The following is an 18,786-nucleotide window of genomic DNA, read 5'->3' on the forward strand; positions in this document are numbered from 1 at the left end:
AGATTGGATGCAATACTAAAATACTCGCTTAACTGTGTGAGTGCATTAGTTAAAAAAGACTATGGCACTTGGCACAAGTCTTCACTTCAAGGAAAGTTAAATCGCGGTAATATCTTCATCTACCCAAACAACCATATTCACCCATCGAATTATTCTTCACCATTTCTTCTCCAGAAGAAATTATTTCATTATTTTTATAAAGAAATAAGTAAAAATACCATCGTCCATTGATTCTTTGTACGCCACATCATCCTTTAAATCACTTGAATATTTTCTCAGCTCTTCAAGAACAACTAATTTTGGCGTATATGGCGGAAATACACAAACAAAGTCGTAATCTTTATTTATATAATAATCAAAACCATCTTTTCTGAAGAAAAAATATCCATTTAGCAAGATTAAAATAATAATTACCAATTTAATCTTCATGGAGTTTTCCAGTCTTTTCTTGCATTAAGCGCACCAGAGTTCTTTCTATGATCCATACACCGCCATCATCAATACTATCTTGGAAATTATTTTTCACGATCTTTGTCAGGTGTTATTTTTTTCTCTCTCGCTCTGCTGCTTATTATTACTTCTACAAAAAATCAACACAAGAATAATTATCGGACTAATGAGAAAATAAATCGTCACCAGCGTTTTTATATTTCTTGGAACCTCACAATAAACAGAGAAAAATACGCTTATCATCCAAATTGATGCGTATATTGTTTTTCTTATTGAATGCATATATATAGATCCAACAATGCAGACCAAAAATACGAAAAATATTGCCCAAAAATAATACAACACCACATCGGTTGCAAAAGCGAAATCCGGCATGGGTAATGCAAGAAAGAAAATCAGTCCAATCGCATCCGCAAGTAATTTTGAACGCATTGCTTTCATTGCCTTTGAAATCTTTCCAAGCTTGTTCTGTAATTTTTCCTAGATCACTATTCTCGCCCGGTTGTACTATTTCCTGGCTTACGTGACGTGCTTTATGAAGCGATCCTTATTCACCACTCCATACCTCAAACCTCTGCGAGACGTCCCTGTGGGTTGTATTCGTGCAGCACATTGCCACAGGGGTCCAGCTTTGCCACCTATCCTGTCTGGTCCGTCAGCGCCATTGGCGTGCCCAGGTGGTCGCAGTCGTAGTGGTGGATGGCGATGCGGGCGTGCTGTTCTTTTTCCTGTTCCTGCAGCTGGGCCTGCATGCTGCCCAGCAGGCGTGTGGGTGCTGTCTGCCTGTTCGCCCAGCGTGGCTTGGGCGCCGGGCGGCAGGTCCAGCGTGTGGGGCAAGTGGCGGGCAGCGTCTTGTTGCACGGCACTAAATAAGAGTTATATCGCAAAGTCAAACGAGCCATCTCGGAGAACGAAACTCATAAAACAGGTTATTTGCAATTCATGTCTTCTTTTTTTAATCGCAGAGCCCCATTTTTAGGAAGTAGGACGTTGTTCTCGCTATAAGCGGAATAACTCCAAAATATTATCACAGGATTTTTTTTGAGATGACTGCAATAATTTGGTATTAACCATTTTATTTCTATTTCGCCGTTGACTTCTGCTCCCGGGAGAATGGAAACCAGCTCCTGATTGCTACCGATTGGTAATGCAAGAGGGATTGAATCCAATTTATCAGATTCATTGTATGCATATATCTTGATCCCTCTGACAAACAGAGAGTGTGGCATTTCGTCTTCTCGTATCCTTAGAGGAAAAGAAGATGTATTCTTTATATTAGTCTTAAGTATTTCATCTTTAATAGATAAATTTAATTCGTATTTGATGAGATTTGCATTGATTGGCGCTTCAGCGTGTACAATTTTTGCAATCACAAGAAAGAATAAGAAAAAAGTATATATTTTCATTTTAATTTGGGTAGGTGCCTGCATTGACTTTTGAGAGACCATTTTTGGTTGCACTTATCTCTGCCTCTATGCCTATCGTTGTGCAACCGATAGGCGGATCCTTCAATGCTCGCTCGAGAATAGCTAGCTCTAACTCATGCGCCTTTTTCTCGGATGAAAGTCTCTCATCCATGTATGTACTTAAAATTTGAGTTACCCCTTTGTTATTTTTGCAGATATCGGGATTTTTCTTCACCACATCATTTCGATGCGAATGCTCATGCGCCACAGTTGTGCCAAGGGCGTTTTGACATCTCCCAATGTTATTGGAATTTATTTTGATCTCGCCATCATCACAATAAACTGTATTCGAATTTAGTGGATTGTCTTTGCTGGCAGAATCTTTTGGAAAGGTTTTTCCAAGGATCCATTCCAAACCTTTGGGATCAGTCCGCAATATGGGAATGGAAGTTGCATATTGCATTAAATTTATCCCCCCTGTCAACCCAATCGGATCCTGATTGATATAACTCCCCACCACCGGATCGTAATACCGATGCCGGTTGTAATACAGCCCCGTTTCCCTGTCATGGTGCTGCCCCGGCAGCCGGATCGCCTGGTGCATGCCCTGCGGGTTGTACTCCTGCAGCGCATTGCCCCAGGGGTCCAATTTGGCGGCCCAGGTCACCTGGCCGGTCTGGTCCGTCAGCGCCATGGGCGTGCCCAGGTGGTCGCAGTGGTAGTGGTGGATGGCGATGCGGGCGTGCTGTTCTTTTTCCTGTTCCTGCAGCTTTGCCTGCATGCCGGTGAGCAGGCGCGCGGTGCTTTCGGCCTGTTCGCCCAGCATGGCCTGGGCGCTGGGCGGCAGGCCGTGGTCCAGGGTGTGGCGCAGATGGCGGGCGGCGTCTTGCTGCATGTCGCGCGGCATGGCGTCGAGCATGGTTTGCATGAGGGCCAGGGCCGGCCTGTGGTTGGGGTCGTCCTGGTCGGGCAGGCCTGCGGTGATGGCTTGCACCAGCAGGTGGGGCTCGTCTTGGGGGTCGCCGCTGGCCGTGGTGCTCAGGCGCACCAGGGGCGTGAAGCTGCCCGGTTCGTAGATGGTGTGCTCTATGTGGCGGGTGTCATCGCCGCCCTGCAGGCGCTCGGTGTGGATGAGGCGGTCGCCGTCCCAGCCGTAGTAGTGGGTGCGGGTGGATTCTGTGGAGTCCGCGCTTTCGACCTGCTGCTTCAGGCGCCTGCCCAGGGCGTCGTAGGTGTAGCGGCTGTGGTGGCGCAGTTGCTCTGCGTTGCCCTGGATCTGGCTGCTGCGCACCGCTATGAGCTGGTGGGCTCCGTCGTAGTGCAGTTGCTGCTGGCTGTGGTCTGCCTGCATTTGCGCGATGCGGTTGCCGCAGGGGTCGTAGCGCCAGACGCGGTCTTCGGTGAAGCCGATGCGGTTGTCTTCCCAGCGCTGCACGGGGCCTTGCCGCTGGCCTGCAAGGTGGCCCAGGCCCATGAGGTTGAAGTCGGTGTGCCGCCAGTGGGCGTGGACCTGGGCGGCCCAGTTGTCTTGTGAGTCTGTCTGGCCCGGCGCGCCGGGTGCTGGCAGGCGGTTGCCTGCAGGGTCGATCTGCCAGCGGGTGGTGGTCTGGGGCTCCTGGCTGTCGGTGGCCGCTCTGAGGCGTCCTGCGCTGTCGTAGCCGTAGCGCAGCAGCTGCGCGGCCTGGCCTGGGGCACCGGCCTGTTCGATGGCAACGAGCTGGCCCAGGCTGTCGTAGTGGTAGCGACGGCCGAGGATCTGGCCTATGAGGGTGTGGACCTGGGCGCCGGTGTCTGTCAGGTCGGTGTGCTGCAGCGCTTGCAGGCCCGTGGTGCCCAGGGCCGTGAGGCGGCCCAGGCTGTCCCATTGGCGTTGCACCTGCAGGGGGTTGTGTGCATCTGCTGCTGCGGCGGTGGGTTGGTGCAGGCTGCGGCGGACTTCGCGGTGCAGGTTGTCGCGTTCGAAGTCGATGAGGCTGGCTCCGTTGAGCTGCAGTCCGTGCACATGGCCTGAGCCGTAGGTGAGCCAGGCGATCTCTCCCAGGCCTTGCAGCTGGCTGTGCTGGCGTGCGCCCAGCGCATCCAGGCTGTGGGCGATGCGGTGTTCGTATTCGATCTGGTCTGCGCCCCCGTTCCCGTTGCCATTGCCGTTCTTGCCGGGCCGGTACAGCTGCTGCACTTCTGCGGTGATGCGGCCCAGGGCGTCGCGCTCCAGTGCTATGCGGCTTTGCAGTTGGGCGATGACGCCGTTGTCGTTGTCTGCGGTGCTGTGTTGCCAGACACTGGCGGCCGTGAGGCGCCCGGCCGCATCCCATTCGTATCGGTGGGTTTGTGCAGGCGCATGGGGTGTGGCGGGCAGCTGGCGTTCGGCGAGACGCCCGCCTTCGTCCCAGCGGTAGTAGCTGCTGCTTTGCTGTGCGGCGTTGCCGTCCGTGGCTTCCATGAGCTGGCCTGCCGCGTCCCAGCGGTAGCGCTGCAGCCGTTGGTCAAACCCTTCTTCCTGCACGAGCCGGTCCAGCGCGTCCCAGGCAAAGCGGCTTTGCGCTCCGTTCTCGTTGACGAGGCGCAGGAGGCGGCCAGCGCTGTCGTATTCGAAGGCCAGGGTGAGGCCACCATGTGTTCGCTGGACCAGCCTGCCCCAGAGGTCGTAGCGCAGGTGGATGCTGGAGTCGGCGGTCTGGGTTTCGCTGGAGGTGCCCGCAGGCTGGGCCGGATCGATGCGCGTGAGGTGGCCTGCGCTGTCGTAGTGGTAGCGCTCGATCTGGCCGTTGGGCAGTTCGCTGGCCACGATGCGGCCCTGGCCATCGCGCTGGTGGCGTTGGCGCTGGCCCAGGGCGTTGTCCACTTCGATGAGCGCGCCCCAGCGGTCGTAGTGGTAGTGCGTGCTGTGGCCCGAGCAGTCGGTGTAGCTGAGCAGTTGGCCCGCGTCGCTCCAGGCCAGCTGTTTGCTGCCGCCCTGGGCGTCTTCGATGCGCCGGGGGCTGTCGCAGGTGAGCGGCGCTTCTTTGGGATCGGGGTAGTGGTAGCGCTCGGTGCTGCCGTCGGCCTGGGTGATCTGGGTGAGGCGGCCCCAGGCGTCGTATTCGTAGCCGGTGGTGGCCCCTGCGGTGTCAGTGCTTTGCAGCAGGCGGCCCGTGGCTTCGTCGTGTTCCTGCTGGGTGCTGCGCCCGTCGGGCAGTTGCACGCCGATGAGCCGGCCCTGGCCATCACGCCTGAGGTGGACGCTGCGCCCCAGCGGGTCGGTGCGCGAGGCCAGGCGGCCGAAGCTGTCGTAGGCCTGCAGCCAGCGGCTGCCATCGGCCTTGTGGTGGGCGATGAGGCGCGACAGGCCCGCTGCGCCTTCGAAGTAGTAGGTCTCGATGCGATCCAGGCTGTCGCTGACGCGGGTGGCGGCGCGCGGCTGGCCGTCGGGGCCCGGGGGCTGGGACAGGTAGTCGAAGCGGTAGCTGAGCCCTTCCTGGTTGCTGTGCTCGATGACGCGGGCACCGGGCTGGGCGCTCTCGTAGCGGTAGCGGTGCCAGGGTCCGCTGGCATGGCGGTGGGCGCTGATGCGGTGGTGGTCCCATTCGAATTCGCGCACGAGCTGGCCTGCGCGGTCGTGGACGGTGATGAGGTCGCCTGCGCTGCTGTAGCCGTAGCGCACGAGGGCGATGGGCGCGGACAGGGGCTGCAACGGGTCCTGTGTGAGGTCCACGCCTGTGACCCGCCAGCCGTCGTCGGCGCCCCACAGTCCGTTCAGTCCCTGCGCGTCCTTGCCGCCATGGATGCGCTGGTGCAGCAGCCGGTAGCGCCGGCCTGGGCCGTCGCTCAGCGAGACCAGGCGGCCTGCGGGGAGGAGGTCCTTGCTCGCACTGTGGCCGGCCTCGGGCGTGGTGCCGTCGCTGTAGTGGTAGAGCTGGCGGCGCCCGAAGCGGTCGATCTGGGCCATGAGGCGCCAGGGACTCTGTGCACAATCCCGGGCAGGTTCACCGGGCGCAGGGCCAAAGCCCCAGAGGGTGTCGCCATCGCCGCTGACCGCAAGGATGGCTTGCGGGTTGCGCACCAGTGCCTGTTCCACATGCGACCACCGAGGATTGGCGGCCCAGGGCGCTGTGCCGCCGTCCGGCTCCGTGCTGCCGCCGCGCAGCAGCCAGATGTCTTCGCTGGCACTGTGCAGCTGGCCGCCCGGCACCAGAGGCTGGTCGAAGGTGATGACGCGGCCGCTGGCGTCCAGCAGCAAGGTGGTCTCGTCCTGCAGGCGGATGCTGAGCTCCTGCAGCAGGTGCCAGCCATGGCCCAGCAGGCCGCAGGCCGCGCCGTGCTCGGGGTTGACGTAGCTGCTGTATTGACGCTGCCAGGCCACAGGCAGCGCAGCCGATGGCAGGGCGAAGTCCAGGTCTTGTGCGCCCAACAGGACCTTGGCGCCCAGCTGGGGGTTGACGGGGGAGCTGACGGTGATGCCACCTGGGCAGACGGAGCAGGCCAGGCCCCCCTGGCTGCCGATGAGCACGGTGAGCGAGCCGGTGACGATCTTGCCCTTGACGACGCTGTCGGTGATACGGGCTGCGGGTTTGCCACTCATGCAGACTTCTCCTGAGTGGACTTGATGGCGCAGTCGCAATGTATCGCTGTATCCAGGGCGGCAATTGCTTCACATTGCCTCATTCCGGGTAGATGGAAACAGTGGCGGATTCTCTGATGGCCAGGCATTTCATGAGAATGCAGTGGCTCGCCCCATGGCGTGCGGATGGCAAATGGTCGTGTCATTGTGTCAACCGTCCTACGGACGGCTCCCTCTCTCGATGAGCGGGAATCATAGACAGGCCACTGGCAATGGCGCAATTGATTTATGCGTCAGACTCCTCTTATAAATGTAAGCAAATTGATTATCTTGGATACATCAGCAATTGAATGCCACCTCACCAATGGAAGGATATATCGATAAATTTCCCATGCCATTGGTGCAATCGGCATGAGGCGCCTGCTGATCCGCATCAAGGCGCGCCAATAAAAAAAGCCCCTGCCTCGGAAGGCAGGGGCTGTCAGGGGCCCGGGGCGCCATGCGTGGCACCGCCGGGCCGGCTAGCAACGGGTTGGCATCAGCCTGCAGCCGCCTCCGGCGAGGGCTTGGGCTGCAGGCGCTTGAGCACGCGCGGCACGATGAGCACGCAGGCCACGATGATGATCAGCGTCAGCGACATGGGGCGCTGCAGGAAGATCCACCAGCTGCCTTCGCCGATGGACACGGCATTGCGCATCTGTGCCTCGGCCAGGGGGCCCAGGATCATGCCGACCACGACAGGCGCGGTGGGGAAGTCGAAGCGGCGCATGATCACGCCCAGCACGCCGATGCCGTACAGCAGGAACAGGTCGAAGGCGCTCTGGCGCATGCCGTAGGCACCCACGGTGGCGAAGATCAGGATGCCTGCGTACAGCTGGGGACGCGGGATCTTGAGCAGCTTGACCCACAGGCCCACCATGGGCAGGTTGAGCACCAGCAGCATCAGGTTGCCGATGTACAGCGAGGCGATCAGCGCCCAGACCAGGGCGGCGGACGAGCTGAACAGCTGCGGGCCGGGGTTGATGCCGTAGTTCTGGAACGCACCCAGCAGCACGGCCGTGGTGTTGCTGGTGGGAATGCCCAGGGTCAGCAGCGGGATCAGCGCGGCGGTCACGGTGGCGTTGTTGGCGGCCTCTGGGCCGGCCACGCCTTCGATGGCGCCTTTGGTGCCGAACTCGGCACGGTTCTCACCCTTGGCCAGCTTCTTTTCGGTGGCGTAGCTCAGGAAGGTGGGGATCTCGGTGCCGCCGGCAGGGATGCAGCCGAAGGGTGTGCCGATGACGGTGCCGCGCAGCCAGGCGGGCCACGAACGCTTCCAGTCGCGGCCGGTCATGTGCACGCGGCCCATCCTGTTTTGCGTATCGACGACCTTGCCTTCGTACATGGCGGCGTACAGCACCTCGGCCACGGCGAACAGGCCCACGGCCACGAGCACGATGTCCACGCCGTCCAGCAGTTCCATCTTGCCCATGGTGTAGCGCGCAGCGCCCGAGATCTGGTCCATGCCGATGCAGCCCAGCGCCAGCCCCAGGAACAGGGCCGTCATGCCGCGCAGCGCGCTTTGGCCGAGCACGGCACTGACGGTGGTGAAGGCCAGCACCATCAGCATGAAGTACTCAGGCGGGCCCAGCTTGACGGCAAAGTCCGCCACCGACGGCGCGAACAGCGTGACGACCACGGTGGCCACGGTGCCGGCCACGAAGGAGCCGATGGCGGAGGTGGCCAGCGCGGCGCCCGCGCGGCCGCTCTTGGCCATCTTGTTGCCCTCCATGGCCGTGACCATGCTCGCGGTCTCCCCGGGCGTGTTCAGCAGGATGGAGGTGGTGGAGCCGCCATACATGGCGCCGTAGTAGATGCCCGCGAAGAAGATCATCGAGGCGGTGACCTCGACCTTGGCGGTAATGGGCAGCAGCATGGCCACGGCCACGGCCGGGCCGATGCCGGGCAGCACGCCCACGGCCGTGCCCAGGGCGCAGCCGACCAGAGCCCACAGCAGGTTGGCGGGTGTAATGGCGGTGGCGAAGCCCGCCATCAGTGCGTCAAAGATTTCCATTACAGCCACCCTGTCTCAGTCAGGCCCGGCAGGTTGATTGCCAGGAATTGCGTGAAGGCCCAGAACACGGGTGCCGAGATGAGCAGCCCGGTGACCACGTCCTTGACCCAGGTGATGGGTGCGCCCGCCTGGGCCTGGCCGCCAGCACGGCGCAGGCCCTGCACGGCCAGCACGTAGCAGACGGTGCAGCTGACGATGAAGCCCACGGTGCCGATCAGTGCGGCGTTGACCATCAGGCCGGCCGACACCCAGACGAAGGCGCCGATATCGGCGCGTGGGTGGCCGCCAGGTGCGGAGGCTTCGCGGAAGCCGCCCGTGCGCGCCTCCCAGACCAGCCAGGCGCCGCAGACCGCGAGCACCACGGCGCACAGCCAGGGCAGGAAATTGGGGCCGACGCCGCCGTAGCCGGAGTCGGAAGGAATCTGCAGCGCGCCGAAGGCCAGGCCTGCAGCGACGAGCAGCACGCCAGAGCCGACGATGGTCTGCGCGCGAACCGAGGGAAAGCCGCTGGGCTCATCGGCCTGGGCGGCATCCGTGGCAAGTGGATTGGGTTGTGAGGACTCGGACATGGTCAGTTCCTGGCCGCAGCGGAACCGGCGACCGGGCCGGCCACCGCTGCAGACGTGGGGAAAAAATTAAGCCGCCGGGGCCTGCGGGCCGCTGGCGCGGCGCGCGGGCATCTTCCGCTTCTTGAAGCAGGCGCTGCGACTGGCGCCTGCCGTGGCCCGCAGGAGTGCGGGCCTGTGGCCGCACCGGCCCCGCAGGAGGCCGGTGCAGCCGTTCGATCACACCATGCCGGACTTGACCATGGTGGCGCGCAGGCTCGCGAACTCCTGGTCCACGAACTCGCCGAAGGCATCGCCGGCCAGCCACGCGGGCGTCCAGTCGTTCTTCTGCAGAGCCTCGGCCCAGGCCTTGCTCTTGGTGGCCTTCTCCAGCATGGCGACCAGCGCGTCGCGCTGGGGCTTGGTGATGCCGGGCGCGCCGTACACGCCGCGCCAGTTGCCGATCTCGACGTTGATGCCCTGCTCCTTGAGCGTGGGCACGTCCACGCCCTTCAGGCGCTGGCCCGAGGTCACGCCGATGGGCTTCATCTTGCCGGTGCTGATGTACTCGGCGAACTCGCTGAAGCCGCTGCCGCCCACGGTGACGTTGCCGCCCAGGATGGCGGAGATGGCCTCGCCGCCTCCACGGAAGGCCACGTAGTTGATCTTGGAGGGATCGACGCCGACTTCACGCGCGATCATGGCCGCCGCAATGTGCTCGGTGGAGCCGCGCGAGCCGCCGCCCCACTTGACGGAGCCCGGGTCCTTCTTGAGCTGGGCGATCACCTCGGCCATGTTCTTGAAGGGCGAGTTGGCGGGCAGCACGAACACGTTGTATTCGCTGGTCAGGCGCGCCAGCGGCGTGGCCTGCGTCAGGTTCACGGGCGGCTTGCCCGTGATGATGCCGCCCAGCATGACGGCGCCCATGACCATCATGGCGTTGGGATCGCCCTTGCTGCCGTTGACGAACTGCGCAAGACCGATGGCGCCAGCGGCGCCGCCCTTGTTGTCATAGGTGACGGAAGCAGCCTGACCAGCGTCCTGCAAAGCCTTGCCCAGGGCACGGCCCGTGGTGTCCCAGCCGCCGCCGGGGTTGGCCGGCAGCATCATCTTGACGGCGACCGCAGCCTGAGCAGACAGCGGCAGGCTGCCTGCGGCGGCCAGTGCGGCCAGCGACTTCAGAAAAGTATCACGACGCATGGTTTGACTCCTTGTGTTGTAAGGCTGTCGATGATCGGTTCGCTACCTGTCAAATGGCTGTCCAAACTCCTAGGGGAATCCCTAGATCGCTCTTGGCGCGATGGCCTGCATCGCGCCCGGTGCTAACGTGCGGGCCATGCAATTGCTGCTCGTAGAAGATGACAACGCCATGCGCACCACGCTGCAGCGCACGCTGATCCGGCGCGGCATCCAGGTGGAGACGGCGGCCGACGGCCCCTCGGCCCTGGCGCAGTGGCTGGTGCGCGAGCCCGACGCCGTGGTGCTGGATTTGAGCCTGCCCGGCCTGGACGGCCTGCAGGTGCTGGAGCGTGCGCGCGGCCAGGGCCTGCGCACGCCCGTGCTCATACTGACTGCGCGCGGCACCGTGGGCGACCGCGTGCTGGGCCTGAACGCCGGCGCGGACGACTACCTGGCCAAGCCCTTCGACCTCGACGAGCTGGAGGCCCGGCTGCGCGCTCTGCTGCGCCGCAGCAGCGACAGCTTCGCGCCCAAGCCGCCGCCCGAGACCATTGCCATGGGCGCGCTGCGCTACGACAAGACCAGCGGCGCCATCCACCGCGATGGCGAGATCATGGAGCTGACGCCCCGCGAGCTGGCCCTGATGCACGCCCTGCTGGCGCGCCCCGGCCATGCCGTGGCCAAGGAGCGGCTGTTCGCGCTGGTGTTTCCCGGCGAGTCCGACGTGCAGTACGAGGCCGTGGAAGTCGTCGCCTACCGGCTGCGCAAGAAGCTGTCGGGCACGGGCGTGCAACTGGTCACGCTGCGCGGCCTGGGCTATCTGCTCAAGGCCGAGTCGGCCTGACGCATTGCCGCATTCCTGCACCGCAAGCCCATGCGCGACCCCGGTCTTCCCCTTCCCGCCCCCGCCCGCGCGCGCCAGCCCTGGTCGCTGCGCCGCCAGCTGCTGACGGGCATTCTCGTCCCCGTCATTCTGTTCATTGGCTTCAATACCTGGAGCCTGTACCACCAGACGCTGGCTGCGCTGAACACGGCCTATGACCGCACGCTGCTGGCATCGGCCAAGAGCATCAGCGAGCAGCTGGATGTGACGGGCTATGACGAGTCCGCCCAGTTGCATGCCATCGTTCCCTACTCGGCGCTGGAGATCTTCGAGGCCGACAACCAGAGCCGCATGTTCTACCGCGTCTCCACGCTGGACGGGGAAATGGTGTCGGGCTTTGGCGAGCTGCCCATGTGGCACGGCGTCATCCCCCAGCGCCCGCCCTACGCGGCCCTGGTCGATTTCTATGACGCACAGTTCCGCGGCCGGCCCGTGCGCATGGCCGTGCTGCTGCAGCCCGTGGCCAGCGCCAAGGGGCGCGGCATGGCCGTGATCCAGGTGGCCGAGACGCTGGAGCTGCGCGAGACCCTGGCCCTGCAGATCCTGCGCACCACGCTGGCACGCCAGGCCCTGCTGGTGGCTGCCGTGGCGCTGATCGTGATCTTCGTGGTGCAGCGGGCCACCCAGCCCGTGCGCCAGCTCAGCAGCGACCTGCGCTCGCGCCCGCGTGGCGACCTGAGCCCGCTGTCGGCCCCCGCTGCGCCGCGTGAATTGCAGCCGTTGCTGGAGGCCATCAACCAGCTCATGCTGCGGCTGCGCCAGCTGCTGTCGGACCAGAAGCGCTTTGTGCGCGATGCATCGCACCAGTTGCGCACACCGCTGGCCGTGCTCAAGGCCCAGCTGCAGTCGGCCCAGCGCGGCGATGTGCCGGCCGAGCAGGCCTTCGAGGAAATCGGCGCCACCGTGGACCGCGCCACGCGGCTGGCCAACCAGATGCTGGCGCTGGCCAAGGTCGAGCAGCTACGGCAGGAAGACAGCGCCGAGCCGGCGTCGCCCGCCCCCAGCCTGCTGGACGAAGTGGTGCGCGACGTGGCCATCGAACTGTCGCCGCTGATTGCCGAGCAGGACATCGACTTCTCCATAGACACTGAGCCCTGCCCCGTGCCGGCCCATGAATGGATGCTGCGCGAGCTCACGCGCAACCTGCTGCACAACGCCATACGCCACATGCCTGCGGCCGGCAGCCTGCATATCAGCGTGCACCAGGCCGGCAGCCAGGCCGTGCTCAGCCTGCGCGACAGCGGGCCGGGCATAGACAGCGATCTGGCCCAGCGGCTGTTCCAGCCGTTCTCGGCCGGCAATGCGCGCAGCGGCTCGGGCCTGGGGCTGGCCATCTGCCACGAGATCGTGCAGACGCTGGGCGGCGCCATCGAACTGCGCAACATCTACCGGCAAGGCCTGGTCTGCGGATTGCACGCGCACGTGGCGATTCCGCTGCAACCGGCCACTGGCAAGCACCCCGCGCCGCGCGCACAATAACGCCATGACCGATATCGAATCCATGCGTCTGGACAAATGGCTGTGGTGCGCGCGTTTCTACAAGACGCGCAGCCTGGCGGTAGAAGAGATCGGCAAGGGCCGCATCACCGTCAACGGAGCCCTGGTCAAGCCCGCGCGCGAGGTGCGCTGCGGCGACACCGTGGTGCTGCGCCAGGGCCAGATTCCGCGCACCGTGGTCATTCGTGGCCTGTCCGGCATGCGCGGCCCCGCACCCGTGGCCCAGGCCCTCTACGAAGAAACCGCCGCAAGCCTGGCCGAGCGGGAGCGCCTGGCCGAGCAGCGCCGGCTGGCGCCCGAGCCCGCCAGCAGCATTGCCGACCAGCACGACGGCCGCCCCACCAAGCGCGACCGCCGCCAGATCGACCAGGTGCGCGAGCGCGGCAACTGGGACAGCCGCTGGAGCGCATCCATCGACGACCTGGACCGGCGCTGAATCCTGCGGCCCTGCCCGCCTCACGCCTCTTCCAGCAAAAAGGCCATGCGCAACCGCTGCGCATGGCCTTTTCTCATGGGTTTGCGGGCGCAGACCCCTGCGGCGTTCAGACCACCTGGTCCTTGGCCGGTGCGTCGTCCCCCTGCGCACGCGGCAGGATCAGGTTCATGACCATGGCGGCCATGGCCCCCACGGTCACGGCCGAGCCCAGCAGGTACTGCAGCATGTCCGGCAGGGTTTGGACCCAGTCCTTGGGGGCCAGCGTGGCGAAGAAGGAGCAGATGATGGGCACACCCACCACCAGCATGGCGCGCTCGTCCAGGCGCACATGGCGCAGGATGCGGATGCCCGCCATGGCAATGGTCACGCAGACCACGGCGAACATGCCGCCGATCACGGGCGAGGGAATGGCCGCAATCAGCGCCGAGAACTTGCCCAGAAAGCCCAGGCAGGCCAGCACCAGGCCGGCTGCAATGAAAACCATGCGGCTGGCCACGCCGGTGATCGAGATCACGCCCGCATTGGTGGAGTAGCCGGTGACGGGCGTGGCGCCGATGAGTGCGGCCACGCTGCAGCTCAGGCCCTCGCCCACGGCGCCACGGTCGAGCTGGCGGCTGGTGATGGGCTGGTTGATCACGGCCGAGACCGCAAACCAGGTGCCCGTGGTTTCCGCCATGACCACCAGATAGATCACGACAAAGGTCAGCACGGCAGGCAGGCTGAACTGCAGCGGGTAGTCGATGCCGGCCAGCTTGGGCAGCGTCAGCCAGGGCGCATCCACAACCGGCTGCCAGGCGAACAGGCCCATGGCCCAGGCCACGGCCGTGCCGCCGGCCAGCGCAATGATCACCGACGACAGGCGCATCCAGCGGCCCAGCCGGTTGTCAAAGCGCAGGCCCAGCATCATGGCCGCGATCAGCAGCGCCGCCGACACCGAAGCCAGGGCAATGGACTGGTTGACCGTCATGCCGCCATGCACCGAGAACACGTTGGCGCTGAGCGCAATCGGCAGCAGCGACAGCCCCACCACGAGGATGATGGTGCCGCCGACGATGGGCGGCACCAGCCAGCGGATCACGCGGTGGAACCAGCCCAGCGCCCCCAGCGCAATGACGATCAGCGCTCCCGGAATCAGCGCGCCATAGACGGCTCCCATGCCGCCGAAGCCGCCACCCGCGCCAAAGGCCACGGCCAGGATGGCACCCAGGGGAATGTAGGAAGGCCCTTGCGCAACAGGCATGCGCATGCACCAGGCGGTCTGGATCAGCGTGCCCACGCCTGCGGCAAGAAAGGTGGACTGGATCATGGACGCCGCATCGGCTTGCGACAGCGCCAGGGCCGAGGCAATGATGAAGGGCACGACATACACGTCCATGGCCATCACATGCTGCAGGCCCAGCAACAGGGCCTGTGACAGCGTGACGCGGTCGTCGGGGCGGGCGATCAGGCGCCCTTCGTAGGAGGAGGTCGGTTCGGTCATGGGGCGGAAAAATGCGGAAAACGGCCGCAGCGCAAAGACTGCGGCGCTCAGACAGCAGTGACAGCGCCGGCGGCCAGGCGCCGGTGCACGCACTCGCCCTGCACCCAGGTGCTGGCCACATTGGCGCGCGTGGCGTGGTGGATGATCTTTTGCAGAATGTCGGCCGGGCCATCCGCGCCGGGCCAGATCTGGACATTGGAGTCAGGCCCCTGGCAATCGATGGCCAGGGCGTCCATGGCGTGGCCGGGCTCGATGCGGCCAATGGGCAGGTCCAGCGCATCGCCCGCCGCCGCAGTGGCCAGCCACAGCGCAAAGACGTGGTCGATGCGGGCCTGCACGCCCTGCCCCGCCCTGCCGCGCTGCGAAGCGCCCAGGGCCGGGTCCACCCCCTCATGCAAGGCCAGCGAGGCCGTCATGGCGTGGCGGCAGGCATCGAACATGCTGGGGCTGTAGCCGCCCGAGATGTCCGTGGCCAACCCCATGCCCAACCCCTGCGAGCGGCCGCTGCGGGCCGGGAACACGCTGTTGGCGAAATAGAAGTTGGACAGAGGGCAGTGCGCGACCGAGGCGCCCGTGCGCGCCATCAGCGCCACGTCATCGGCCGTGAGGAAGTTGGCATGGGCCACCACCGTGCGGCGCGTGAGCAGGCCGAAATCATGCAGCGCATGCGCATCGGTGCGGCCCTGGCGTTCCAGCACATGGGCATGCGCCCAGTCGCTCTCGGAGCAATGGGTTTGCACATGGGCGCCGGTGCGTCCAGCCAGGTCGCCCAGGCCGCGCAGCAGCTCGTCGGTGCATGAAGGAATGAAGCGCGGCGTGATCACCGGCAGCACGCGCTGCTGCGCGTTGTCCGGATGCTGGCGCAGCCAGTCGATGAAGCGCGCCGTCTCGGCAATGCCTTCGGCGGCGCTGGCGTCCTTGTAGTACGGGGGGCATTGCGACGGCTCGTCCATCGCCACCTTGCCCACCAGGGCACGCTGGCCCAGAGCCAGGCAGCGTTCGGCCAGCACCTGGTTGCCCACGGCGTGGATGGTGCCGAAGTACATGGCCGTCGTCGTGCCATTGGCCAGCAGCGTTCGCACCACGCTGTCGTAGACCGATGTGGCAAAGCCGGCATCGCCGTAGCGCGCTTCCAGGGGAAAGGTGTACTCCTGCAGCCAGGTTTCCAGCGGCACATCCAGGGCCTTGCCGCTTTGCGGCCATTGCGGTGCATGCACATGCAGGTCCACCATGCCGGGCAAAAGGTACTGGCCCTCGGGCAGGCGCTGCAGCGTGCCTGCGGCTGCATGCACGGCCTCCAGAGCGGCGCGGCGGGAATCACCGCGCTCCAGCACGGCATCGATCATGCCGCGGCCATCCACCACGATCAGCACGTCCTGCTGGATGCGCAGCGCATCCGGCACGGGCGCATCGAAAGCAGTACACAACAGGGCCCAGCCCCGGCCTGGGTCAGCGGAATTCATCATGGAAACGCGGCCCCCTGCCTCACTTGGCCTTGAGCTTGGCCAGGTCCTCGGCCGTCAACCATCGCCACTGGCCCGGCTGCAGGTCCTCGGTGAGCTCCAGCTCGCCGATCTTCCAGCGATGCAGGCCCTCGACGCGATTGCCAACGGCCGCGATCATGCGCTTGACCTGGTGGTACTTGCCTTCGGTCAGCGTGAGGTCCAGCACATGCTCGCTCACCTGCTCGCAGGCAGCGGCCTTGACGGGCTTGGGGTCATCGTCGAGCACCACGCCGTCGAGCAGGCGCTGCACCTGGCCGGCATCGACCGGATGCTTGGTGGTCACGCGATAGATCTTGGGCACATGCTTCTTGGGCGAACTCATGCGGTGGATGAACTGGCCGTCATCGCTGAGCAGCAGCAGGCCCGTCGTGTCCTGGTCCAGCCGCCCCACGGCCTGCACGCCCTGCACGGCACCCTTGTTCGGGCGCAGCCGCAGCGGCAAGGGCAAAAGCGAGTAAATGCTCGGATAGGTCGAAGGTTTTTGCGAGCACTCCGTGCCCGCCGGCTTGTGCAGCAGCACATAGCCCAGCGCGTGATAGGCCCACTCCACGCCCTGCACGCGATAGCGCAGGCCTTCAGGATCGATGTCCTGCGTGGAGTCGAGGCAACGCACCCAGTCATTGGCCTCGGTGTCCCACAGTTCCACCCAGCCCTGCTGGACCAGTCCGGAACACACGCGGCGGATGCCGAACCCTTGGGAATACAGAATGTCTTGCAGTTGCATGTTCATCTTTCAAGCCGTTTGCGCCCACCATGGCGCACGCACATCGCGCAGGCGACGATACAAGTACTTCTGCGCAAACAAGCAAAAAACCCCGTAGCTTTGGGCTACGGGGTTTCTTGGGCTGTAAGAGCCTGACGATGACCTACTTTCACACGGGAACCCGCACTATCATCGGCGCAAAGTCGTTTCACTGTCCTGTTCGGGATGGGAAGGAGTGGTACCAACTTGCTATGGTCATCAGGCATAACTTGTTGTCATGCTGCTCACGGAGCAACACAACGAATTCATAGAGTCTGTAATCAGCTTTGTATTTTGACTGCGCCTTACTTGGCATAACCACCTTGATGATCACGTCATCAAAGTTATAGGGTCAAGCCTCACGAGCAATTAGTACTGGTTAGCTTAACGCATTACTGCGCTTCCACACCCAGCCTATCAACGTCCTGGTCTTGAACGACTCTTCAGGGGGCTCAAGGCCCCGGCAGATCTCATCTTGAAACGAGTTTCCCGCTTAGATGCTTTCAGCGGTTATCTCTTCCACACTTAGCTACTCGGCAATGCCACTGGCGTGACAACCGATACACCAGAGGTGTGTCCACTCCGGTCCTCTCGTACTAGGAGCAGGCTTCCTCAAATCTGCAGCGCCCACGGAAGATAGGGACCAAACTGTCTCACGACGTTTTAAACCCAGCTCACGTACCTCTTTAAATGGCGAACAGCCATACCCTTGGGACCGACTACAGCCCCAGGATGAGATGAGCCGACATCGAGGTGCCAAACACCGCCGTCGATATGAACTCTTGGGCGGTATCAGCCTGTTATCCCCAGAGTACCTTTTATCCGTTGAGCGATGGCCCTTCCATACAGAACCACCGGATCACTATGTCCTGCTTTCGCATCTGCTCGACTTGTCAGTCTCGCAGTTAAGCACGCTTATGCCATTGCACTATCGTCACGATGTCCGACCGTAACTAGCGTACCTTCGAACTCCTCCGTTACGCTTTGGGAGGAGACCGCCCCAGTCAAACTGCCTACCATGCACTGTCCCCGATCCCGATAAGGGACCTGGGTTAGAACCTCAAACGCACCAGGGTGGTATTTCAACGTCGGCTCCATGAGAACTAGCGTCCTCACTTCAAAGCCTCCCACCTATCCTACACAGATCCGTTCAAAATCCAATACAAAGCTACAGTAAAGGTTCATGGGGTCTTTCCGTCTTTCCGCGGGGAGATTGCATCATCACAAACATTTCAACTTCGCTGAGTCTCTGGAGGAGACAGTGTGGCCATCGTTACGCCATTCGTGCAGGTCGGAACTTACCCGACAAGGAATTTCGCTACCTTAGGACCGTTATAGTTACGGCCGCCGTTTACTGGGACTTCAATCAAGAGCTTGCACCCCATCATTTAATCTTCCAGCACCGGGCAGGCGTCACACCCTATACGTCCACTTTCGTGTTTGCAGAGTGCTGTGTTTTTATTAAACAGTCGCAGCCACCGATTTTTTGCAACCGCTTTGGGCTCCCTTTGTTCAAGTTCACCTACTTGCGGCATACCTTCTCCCGAAGTTACGGTATCAATTTGCCGAGTTCCTTCTCCAGAGTTCTCTCAAGCGCCTTAGAATACTCATCTCGCGCACCAGTGTCGGTTTGCGGTACGGTCGTGTGTAGCTGAAGCTTAGTGGCTTTTCCTGGAAGCAGGGTATCACTCACTTCGTCTGCAAGCAGACTCGTTATCACCCCTCATCTAAGCCCGGCGGATTTGCCTACCAGGCACGACTACAGGCTTGAACCAACATATCCAACAGTTGGCTGAGCTAACCTTCTCCGTCCCCACATCGCACTACACATCGGTACAGGAATATTGACCTGTTTCCCATCAGCTACGCATCTCTGCCTCGCCTTAGGGGCCGACTCACCCTACGCCGATGAACGTTGCGTAGGAAACCTTGCGCTTACGGCGAGGGGGCTTTTCACCCCCTTTAACGCTACTCATGTCAGCATTCGCACTTCTGATACCTCCAGCACCCGTTACCAGGCACCTTCACAGGCTTACAGAACGCTCTCCTACCACTTGCAATAAATTGCAAATC

Annotated in this window: 14 protein-coding genes and 2 rRNA genes (1 of these 16 cut by a window edge); 3 read left to right on the forward strand and 13 right to left on the reverse strand. The window is 62.5% G+C overall.

Translation table 11 applies throughout. The features are described 5' to 3' along the window. Positions 1-180 precede the first annotated feature (180 nt). The 8 genes from DELCS14_RS30815 to DELCS14_RS20465 all read right to left on the reverse strand — a co-directional run bounded on the left by DELCS14_RS30815 (position 181) and on the right by DELCS14_RS20465 (position 10,191). On the reverse strand, positions 181-429 hold the full coding sequence (locus tag DELCS14_RS30815) for a hypothetical protein (RefSeq protein ID WP_013803362.1): 249 nt from the start codon (positions 427-429) through the stop codon (positions 181-183). A 105-nt stretch (positions 430-534) separates the two neighbouring features. Beyond that, positions 535-891, reverse strand: coding sequence for a hypothetical protein (locus DELCS14_RS30820; protein WP_157158308.1), 357 nt, complete (start codon positions 889-891; stop codon positions 535-537). A 197-nt stretch (positions 892-1,088) separates the two neighbouring features. Continuing rightward, positions 1,089-1,202 (reverse strand): RHS domain-containing protein, encoded by a 114-nt coding sequence (locus DELCS14_RS30825; protein ID WP_157158309.1) that lies wholly within the window; start codon positions 1,200-1,202, stop codon positions 1,089-1,091. Positions 1,203-1,379: 177 nt separating this feature from the next. Continuing rightward, positions 1,380-1,880 carry a hypothetical protein gene (locus tag DELCS14_RS30830; protein WP_172642963.1) on the reverse strand — a complete coding sequence of 167 codons (501 nt, stop codon included), beginning with the start codon at positions 1,878-1,880 and terminating at the stop codon, positions 1,380-1,382. Beyond that, positions 1,858-6,414 (reverse strand): RHS repeat-associated core domain-containing protein, encoded by a 4,557-nt coding sequence (locus DELCS14_RS20450; RefSeq protein WP_013803363.1) that lies wholly within the window; start codon positions 6,412-6,414, stop codon positions 1,858-1,860. The genes DELCS14_RS30830 and DELCS14_RS20450 overlap by 23 nt, the downstream gene beginning before the upstream one ends. A 517-nt stretch (positions 6,415-6,931) precedes the next feature. Further along, entirely contained in the window at positions 6,932-8,446 is a 1,515-nt protein-coding gene (locus tag DELCS14_RS20455; protein WP_012204439.1) for a tripartite tricarboxylate transporter permease, read from the reverse strand. After that, a complete protein-coding gene (locus tag DELCS14_RS20460) occupies positions 8,446-9,015 on the reverse strand; it encodes a tripartite tricarboxylate transporter TctB family protein (protein WP_013803364.1) in 570 nt (189 codons plus the stop codon). Before DELCS14_RS20460 ends, DELCS14_RS20455 begins: the two co-directional genes overlap by 1 nt. Positions 9,016-9,231: 216 nt before the next feature. Continuing rightward, positions 9,232-10,191, reverse strand: coding sequence for a tripartite tricarboxylate transporter substrate-binding protein (locus DELCS14_RS20465; protein WP_013803365.1), 960 nt, complete (start codon positions 10,189-10,191; stop codon positions 9,232-9,234). Positions 10,192-10,291: 100 nt separating this feature from the next. On the opposite strand from DELCS14_RS20465, the gene DELCS14_RS20470 reads away from it, so the two are divergent. From DELCS14_RS20470 to DELCS14_RS20480, 3 genes are read left to right on the forward strand one after another with little or no spacing between them, the layout of a single operon-like run. Beyond that, positions 10,292-11,014, forward strand: a complete 723-nt coding sequence (locus DELCS14_RS20470) for a response regulator transcription factor (RefSeq protein WP_012204436.1) — start codon at positions 10,292-10,294, stop codon at positions 11,012-11,014. Positions 11,015-11,044: 30 nt separating this feature from the next. Beyond that, positions 11,045-12,532, forward strand: coding sequence for a sensor histidine kinase (locus DELCS14_RS20475; protein WP_013803366.1), 1,488 nt, complete (start codon positions 11,045-11,047; stop codon positions 12,530-12,532). A gap of 4 nt (positions 12,533-12,536) precedes the next feature. Then, positions 12,537-12,986: an RNA-binding S4 domain-containing protein gene (locus DELCS14_RS20480; RefSeq protein WP_013803367.1), complete on the forward strand. Its 450-nt coding sequence runs from the start codon at positions 12,537-12,539 to the stop codon at positions 12,984-12,986. A gap of 106 nt (positions 12,987-13,092) precedes the next feature. Here the strand turns inward: DELCS14_RS20480 and DELCS14_RS20485 are convergent, their stop codons facing one another. From DELCS14_RS20485 to DELCS14_RS20505, 5 genes are all read right to left on the reverse strand, one after another. Next, complete coding sequence (locus tag DELCS14_RS20485; protein ID WP_013803368.1) at positions 13,093-14,466, reverse strand: solute carrier family 23 protein; 1,374 nt, start codon at positions 14,464-14,466, stop codon at positions 13,093-13,095. Between the two features lie 47 nt (positions 14,467-14,513). Beyond that, positions 14,514-15,932 (reverse strand): guanine deaminase, encoded by a 1,419-nt coding sequence (guaD, locus tag DELCS14_RS20490; RefSeq protein ID WP_013803369.1) that lies wholly within the window; start codon positions 15,930-15,932, stop codon positions 14,514-14,516. A gap of 19 nt (positions 15,933-15,951) precedes the next feature. After that, positions 15,952-16,695: a 16S rRNA pseudouridine(516) synthase gene (locus DELCS14_RS20495; RefSeq protein ID WP_013803370.1), complete on the reverse strand. Its 744-nt coding sequence runs from the start codon at positions 16,693-16,695 to the stop codon at positions 15,952-15,954. Positions 16,696-16,824: 129 nt separating this feature from the next. Continuing rightward, positions 16,825-16,937: ribosomal RNA gene (gene rrf / locus DELCS14_RS20500) — 5S ribosomal RNA — on the reverse strand. A 124-nt stretch (positions 16,938-17,061) separates the two neighbouring features. Continuing rightward, positions 17,062-18,786 (reverse strand): 23S ribosomal RNA (locus tag DELCS14_RS20505) (it continues 1,151 nt past the right edge of the window).

Origin of the sequence: Delftia sp. Cs1-4, from assembly GCF_000214395.1 — a bacterium.
Taxonomy (GTDB): domain Bacteria; phylum Pseudomonadota; class Gammaproteobacteria; order Burkholderiales; family Burkholderiaceae_C; genus Comamonas; species Comamonas acidovorans.

Coding starts and splice junctions, on each gene's coding strand:
- guaD (WP_013803369.1), bottom strand. CDS start 15,932: ATGATGAATTCCGCTGACCCAGGCCGGGGCTGGGCCCTGTTGTGTACT.
- DELCS14_RS30820 (WP_157158308.1), bottom strand. CDS start 891: ATGAAAGCAATGCGTTCAAAATTACTTGCGGATGCGATTGGACTGATT.
- DELCS14_RS20450 (WP_013803363.1), bottom strand. CDS start 6,414: ATGAGTGGCAAACCCGCAGCCCGTATCACCGACAGCGTCGTCAAGGGC.
- DELCS14_RS20470 (WP_012204436.1), top strand. CDS start 10,292: ATGGCCTGCATCGCGCCCGGTGCTAACGTGCGGGCCATGCAATTGCTG.
- DELCS14_RS20485 (WP_013803368.1), bottom strand. CDS start 14,466: ATGACCGAACCGACCTCCTCCTACGAAGGGCGCCTGATCGCCCGCCCC.
- DELCS14_RS20475 (WP_013803366.1), top strand. CDS start 11,045: ATGCGCGACCCCGGTCTTCCCCTTCCCGCCCCCGCCCGCGCGCGCCAG.
- DELCS14_RS30825 (WP_157158309.1), bottom strand. CDS start 1,202: ATGCAGGCCCAGCTGCAGGAACAGGAAAAAGAACAGCACGCCCGCATC.
- DELCS14_RS20460 (WP_013803364.1), bottom strand. CDS start 9,015: ATGTCCGAGTCCTCACAACCCAATCCACTTGCCACGGATGCCGCCCAG.
- DELCS14_RS30815 (WP_013803362.1), bottom strand. CDS start 429: ATGAAGATTAAATTGGTAATTATTATTTTAATCTTGCTAAATGGATAT.
- DELCS14_RS20455 (WP_012204439.1), bottom strand. CDS start 8,446: ATGGAAATCTTTGACGCACTGATGGCGGGCTTCGCCACCGCCATTACA.
- DELCS14_RS30830 (WP_172642963.1), bottom strand. CDS start 1,880: ATGCAGGCACCTACCCAAATTAAAATGAAAATATATACTTTTTTCTTA.
- DELCS14_RS20465 (WP_013803365.1), bottom strand. CDS start 10,191: ATGCGTCGTGATACTTTTCTGAAGTCGCTGGCCGCACTGGCCGCCGCA.
- DELCS14_RS20495 (WP_013803370.1), bottom strand. CDS start 16,695: ATGCAACTGCAAGACATTCTGTATTCCCAAGGGTTCGGCATCCGCCGC.
- DELCS14_RS20480 (WP_013803367.1), top strand. CDS start 12,537: ATGACCGATATCGAATCCATGCGTCTGGACAAATGGCTGTGGTGCGCG.